4 protein-coding genes are annotated in these 6,166 nt (G+C 40.2%); 2 read left to right on the top strand and 2 right to left on the bottom strand.

The genetic code is table 11. The features are described 5' to 3' along the window. Position 1 precedes the first annotated feature (1 nt). Positions 2-3,370, bottom strand: a complete 3,369-nt coding sequence (gene cas9 / locus EKM61_RS07325) for a type II CRISPR RNA-guided endonuclease Cas9 (protein ID WP_068224086.1) — start codon at positions 3,368-3,370, stop codon at positions 2-4. A 237-nt stretch (positions 3,371-3,607) separates the two neighbouring features. Next, the gene (locus EKM61_RS07330) at positions 3,608-4,360 is read right to left on the bottom strand and encodes an NADPH-dependent oxidoreductase (RefSeq protein ID WP_068224083.1); all 753 of its coding nucleotides are present in this window, start codon (positions 4,358-4,360) and stop codon (positions 3,608-3,610) included. Positions 4,361-4,824: 464 nt separating this feature from the next. Between EKM61_RS07330 and EKM61_RS07335 the strand changes: the two genes are divergently transcribed. Then, entirely contained in the window at positions 4,825-5,685 is an 861-nt protein-coding gene (locus tag EKM61_RS07335; RefSeq protein WP_068224081.1) for a conserved phage C-terminal domain-containing protein, read from the top strand. Beyond that, a complete protein-coding gene (locus EKM61_RS07340; RefSeq protein ID WP_068224079.1) occupies positions 5,675-6,007 on the top strand; it encodes a hypothetical protein in 333 nt (110 codons plus the stop codon). Before EKM61_RS07335 ends, EKM61_RS07340 begins: the two co-directional genes overlap by 11 nt. Positions 6,008-6,166 lie beyond the last annotated feature (159 nt).

Genomic DNA, 6,166 nt, shown 5'->3' on the forward strand with positions numbered 1-6,166 from the left:
ATTACTCATCTCGCTTAACGAATAACTGCCGTTTCTTTTCGTGGACCTTATGGTAACGACCGAAGTAGTCGACCTGATATTTTTCGAATTCTAAGAGTCCAGAGATACCGACACTTTCTGATTTATAAGAGCTATCATGTGCACGTATACTAATATTACCATTAGCAATATTGGCGCCATTAAAATATCCATAAAAATCCTTTACAAGTTTAATACTGTGCTCAACTGTCGTATTGGCATACTTCGGTTTAATCCCTGTCCTAGATTTTATATGTACCATATCTCCAGGGTATAAAGAAAAGCAGAATTTATCGGCATCAGTAATTTGATACCAATTTTTTGCAGATTTTCCTTGCAGTACTGCCTTACTCGGCAGAACTCGTTCAACCGTATCCTTAATATAAATCGGCACAAACACAAACTTCTTACCCGTATTAAATACATCAATCCGCACCATCGACCCATTATCGGCAGCCGCCTTGTTCTTCAACAGTACTGGTAGTGAGGCCTTTTTAGCAACACGTACTTTACGCACTAATTTTTTGGTCCCGTGATCCAGATATTCTAAATAACCCTCTGGAAAGGCTACTTCTCCAGAGCCGCCATGGGCCTCCAATGCCTTTCTGATGGCCGAATAAACAACTTTATCACCATTGTTGCTGTTTTCAGGGTCATAAACGCCATCACCAGTAGCGACTTGGCCTTTTTTGTTTAGTTTCAGTTTGGCAATACTAATTCGACTGAGCACAATACCTTTTTCATCAAATAATTTTGCACTACGAATTGTGTCCAAATGCGCTGGTCCCGAAATTTTATGGTTGGCCAAACGAACAACAAAGACTGGTTTTAATTTAGCAATTTCAACTGGCGTATACGTATTCCAGCTTCTGTTCTTCATCATTTCTGCAGGATTATCGGAGATACGGTCCAGTAATTCATCACGAAATTCTGGCCATGGTAGTGGAAAACCATTGAAAATCTTATTAAACAAATCGGCATCCATCCGTTGTGCTTCAGCCGCATATTCTGCGTCCTTAATCTCAGCATCGTGCCATAAAGCGCGATTATTCTTTACTTCTTGGTGTTGACTATATTTAGTGACTTGCTGAATAAAGGCCGGTGTAATCGCAGCTATAACGGTTGCATCAACGGCATGATGTAAATCACCATCTTCGCGCACTTTAAGAAAGCCCCAGCGACTACGAATTTTCGAAGTAACTTCACCATTTAACGGCAATACATGTTGTTTTTTCTCCAATTCTGGATTAAAGTCGATTGCCTGTCTGAAATAATTATAAAGTACCCGTGTAATAAAACGTGTGTCGTTAATATTTCGTTGCTTCCAATCCTTTTTCTCTTCATCACTTAGCTTTTGCTTCAAAAGTTTTTGCCGTTTGCGTGAATTGCGAATCACATTATCAGCCATATTAGTTAAGGCATCGGTGCGTTTTTCATCATTAGCCAAGTAAGTCATCGGAATCCGATTGCCTTTTTCACGATTACATTTTGCACTGGTTAACACTTTATTGGTGTAACTATCATCCCAACTAATACTGTACGGAATAATATGGTCAACCTCATAATTAACACTAAACGCACTACCAAAGGGAATCTGATCACCAGTATACGGATCAATCCCATTTTGTTCCTTGTGTAATTTATAGCGAATAATATTCTGACCATTAACTGGAATCCCTAATTCAGTTAATTCAGCCACAATTTTATCGTTATTTTGGCGATTCTGGTCTTGATTTTTTTGTATTTTTCGCCGATCATCAAAATTACGGCCTAACTCACGAGCCAATTCAATATTAATTCCATCTGGGTGATTGCCATAACGCCGCATAATCTGCTCAACCACTTTGATTGTTTTCGTTACCGCACGGCGAACAACTGGGTTTGTGATTTCCTCTTGAATTGTATCTTTGGAAATCTTCTTTTTACGGAAATCATAACCAGCATTAGTTGTCGCTTCACTATAAACCTGACCCATTTCAAGATACGGAATGATATTTTGCATTGATTTAATTGACAAATGGCCAAATTTGGCAAAATTAAGCGGTAAAAGTTTTTCAATCAAATCTTTTGGCAAATTCAATTCTTCGGCAAAATAGCGCCGCCGTCGTTTATCACTGGAATATAAAGTTAAGGCTGTTCCAATATGATCTAACAATTGGCGACTAGACCACATTTCTTCTGGCAATACGTTCACTAAATCATGGTAGGCCTTAAAATCAACAAAGCGCGTTTTCTTTTCAACCGTTTCAATTTCTTTTTGGGTCCGAAAGCTACCATAATTAACTAAATTAAAACGTGCGTCATCTGTTAATTTTAATAGCTTACGTAACTCACCAAAATCAGTTGGCCGATAGGTTTTCGTTGGCTTTTCGGCCTTTGCAAAAACTGCATCAATAATTGCCTGCCGTTCGAGGCCATTTAGGCTATGCCAAGTATCACCAGTTGTATTCTGATAATTCAAACTAGTCATTTTTTGTAGCAAGTTAAAGTATTGAAATGTATAAGTCGCCTTGGCCGCACGATCTTCGTTGGGCTCAAAAATATCTTTACCAACCATTTTCTTGATTTGATCACCGGCATAAGGACCAGCACCTGGTCCTTCATCAAAATCACGCTGAGCCAGAAAAATACCAGCATGATCCTCATTACCAAGTAAATAGCTAGCATAAAATTCATCAGTTAATTTTTCATTGCCTAATTCACGTTGCTTATCCAAAATTTGTTTAATTTCATCAACCAACATTTGTCGATTTGGCGTACTTAGGTAGCCATCATTGTAACCTTTATTGCGTTTGTGGGCCGTATATTTAGGATCCTTCATATACAACTCGCCAACCGTACGATAGCCCTTTTCTGAGATATCTTTTTTGATTTCTTCAATTGAGTTAAGTAATTGACCCATTTGCTTTTTATCTGCATCATTGTCTGGGTTGAGTTCAGATTTACGGTTAGATTTAAAACCACGATGGCCAACAAAAAAATAAAGTACTCTAAATAATTCAGAATTGGTTAGGCGTCGATCCAAACCTGCCACTCGGAGCTCATAAACTGAATAATCAGTTTGTGGTTTTGTTAAAATTTGTTCAATCTCCGCCTTCGATAATAATCCGCTATGTATAAATAATTGCTGTGTCCGCTGTTTGCGAAATTTGGTTCGGCGTGTCCGCCGTCGTAAGCCCCGCTTCAATCGCCGTGGCTCTGCCAACGATGCTCCTGTTTGAGGGTCTTCAGCCCGCGGATAGATTACTGAATTTAACGTTAATATTTTATATGGATTGCCTTCTTTATCCGTTTTTAAAACTGAATAACCTGTTGAAGCAATTCCCACATCCAAACCTATTCGATAACCCATATTGATAACCCCTATCATCATTTTTCTTTTAGTTTAGCATAATAATAGCGTTTCCAGAAGAAGTCTTACCAAATTTTATGGTGCCTCTGTTCTACCTATTAGGCCTATCTTCCAATTATTTTATTAAAATGCCATGACACCACAAATGCACACTCTAAGCAATTTAGCATACATAATGTAAATTTGGCAACCAATCACTTTAACCAATCAGTCACCAACTTCCCCAACCCCAGTTAGCTATTCCAACAAGAAACCCTGCCGCCGTAGCACTGGTAATAGTTCGGCACGCTTAGCTGGCCGCAACATTAGTCGTTTCTGAACCTGATTAGTGAAGGTGTCCACCCGCCGATTGGCATCACGCAAATCGTAGTACTCATGGACCTTGGCATCATAGTCAACTAAGTCTGGTTTTACCGGTGTCGGCAACTGATAAGTATTTTCAAAATGAACAAAGCGTTCCGGCAAGCGTGGTTTCAATTGTGGCTTTTGATCGGGCCAGCCAATAGCTAAACCTAACACTGGAAAGGTTAGTTGAGGCAACTGCAAAATATCAATAATTTTTTGGGCATCATTTAAAATACTGCCTAAAATAACCGCACCTAAGCCAAGACTCTCAGCTGCAACAACTGTATTTTGCACGGCCAAACTGGCATCTGACCAGGCTGCTAAAAAGTGATCCGTATCACCTAAATGATTGGCTGTCTTCCCCATTTCCGCGCCAATCTGCTGATTACGGTGTTGATCAGCGACAAAAATAAACAAATGGCCATTATCAGCCACATATTTCTGGTTAGAAACCGCCGCAATTTGCTTCTTTTTGTCCGGATCAGTCACACTGATTACGCTAAATGCCTGCTGAAAATTTGACGTTGCTGTATGTTGTGCTACCGCAACTAGTTCGCTGATCAGCTCGGCTGTGACTGGTTGCTGTTTAAACGCCCGAATCGTTCGGTGATCTAATTGCTGGGCAATCGTTGCTTCTTTTAACATGCTAGGACCTACTTTCTTAGAGAAGTTATAGCTTCATTATAGGATATAAAACGCAGTGCTGCCAGAGCCTTAACCATGGAACAATAAATTTCACTGTCCAAGTAATTTTGTAGCACCACTCATGCCAATAACCGACCAATAATCAAAATTGACACGCAAGTTTTGTCAGTTGCGGCACTCAGTATTGCACTATTTTCTTTCTAAAGTTGGTACCGCGACCCATATCGCTACTGGTAGCGGTACTGAAAAACGCTAGCGGTATTAATAGCGGTACTAATTATTGATAGCACTACGCTTACCGGTACCAAAATAAGGCAAGTTTAAATAAAAAAAGTTTGCTAACTATTCCCGTTATAACGGTCTTTTAGGCCGATCAGAAAAATAAATGTTATTTTAGTGACACTTTTTGGAGGCCTGAGGGTTTTATATCTATGTAACCCTAATTAAGAAAGAAGTGTTAACCCATGTCCAGTTATTTTACTGTACCAATCAATCTTTATCAGCAACCTGAGTTCCGTTTACTTGCACAAAATCAAGTCAATACTTATCACGCAAGTTTTCGGCTTTGGCATTTTTTACTAGCCGAAGCAGCCAATAATAATGATCACGGGCGAATTTCCGCCGCTGCAAGTCTGGCGTACACCGTTAAAGAGATCAAACAAATTAGCGGCATCACCAACAACCGCAGCGTTGACCAGCTCTGCGGATTACTCATCAAAGTCGGCCTGCTTTACGAAAATGAAAAGCGAGCCTTGTACATTGCCAATTGGAACCAATTTTGTCCCGAAATACAACCAGTTCATGAAACAGAACCAATCAAAACTGAAACGGTTAAACCAGCACAAGTAACGTCAGCAACCAAAAATCAAAAAGCACTCAATCTCAAGCACCCAGCCACGTCTGCTGAACAAAAGCAGGCCCAACAAATCATTACTGAATTGGCCCAAATTAGTGGCAAGCATTTTCCTGAAGCCGAACGCCACGAGGAGTGCGTTGTTGCCTGGCTGCAACGAGGTTACCTACCAGAACAATTCAAGCAAGTCAGTTTGGCCAAGTCGGCCGAATGGGGTAATCAAATTGAAATGCGCAAATTTGTCCGACCGCAGACGCTGTTTGGCCCTAAATTTATCAATTACGTCAACGATATTGTACCGGAGCGGCCCGTAACAGTGGTGCACCACGTGGAACCAATGCCGCGAGCCGAAAGACTTCAAGGTCTGTACCTAGATTGCGATCGTGACTTAGACGAAACTTTTCGGCGCGCCAAAATTGAGGGCATGCTAATCACTAAGGAAGAATTAGAGGTGGAAATCGATGGAATTTGAACAAAACGCAGTTGCCTACCTAGTTGATCACCCAGATATTTGCAAAAGTACCGAAATTGAAGCGCGTTGGTTTCACGTCATTAAATTTCAACATCTTGTCAAAGTTATTTTAGAAAATGATGGTGATTTCAAGGATTGGGTGGACGTCAAACGCCGTTTCTTCTTGGATTACCCACTGGATTTTGCGGAGGATGAGTGGCTTAAGTTACACGACACTGGTGTAACCACCAAGACGTTCAAGTCAGTCCTGCAAGGATTAAAGGCTTGGTATTATGGCTCTATACTTTTTCCTGTTGATAGTTTACAAATGGTAAACTATTAACAGGATTTTTTGTGCCTTTGAATTTACAATTTAAGGACAGAAAAAGAGCTCACAGCCCTCATCCAAAAAATCCACCCACTACAGTATCATTTGAAAGGATATGAGAAAACCGTGAACCCTATAGACAATCATATAAAATTTGCGCTCAGTATTAAAGAC

Source organism: Loigolactobacillus backii, assembly GCF_003946275.1.
Lineage (GTDB): Bacteria > Bacillota > Bacilli > Lactobacillales > Lactobacillaceae > Loigolactobacillus > Loigolactobacillus backii.

What these genes read in the sequence shown, in the direction of transcription:
- EKM61_RS07340 (WP_068224079.1), top strand. Translation starts at nt 5,675, where the DNA reads ATGGAATTTGAACAAAACGCAGTTGCCTACCTAGTTGATCACCCAGAT.
- EKM61_RS07335 (WP_068224081.1), top strand. Translation starts at nt 4,825, where the DNA reads ATGTCCAGTTATTTTACTGTACCAATCAATCTTTATCAGCAACCTGAG.
- cas9 (WP_068224086.1), bottom strand. Translation starts at nt 3,370, where the DNA reads ATGGGTTATCGAATAGGTTTGGATGTGGGAATTGCTTCAACAGGTTAT.
- EKM61_RS07330 (WP_068224083.1), bottom strand. Translation starts at nt 4,360, where the DNA reads ATGTTAAAAGAAGCAACGATTGCCCAGCAATTAGATCACCGAACGATT.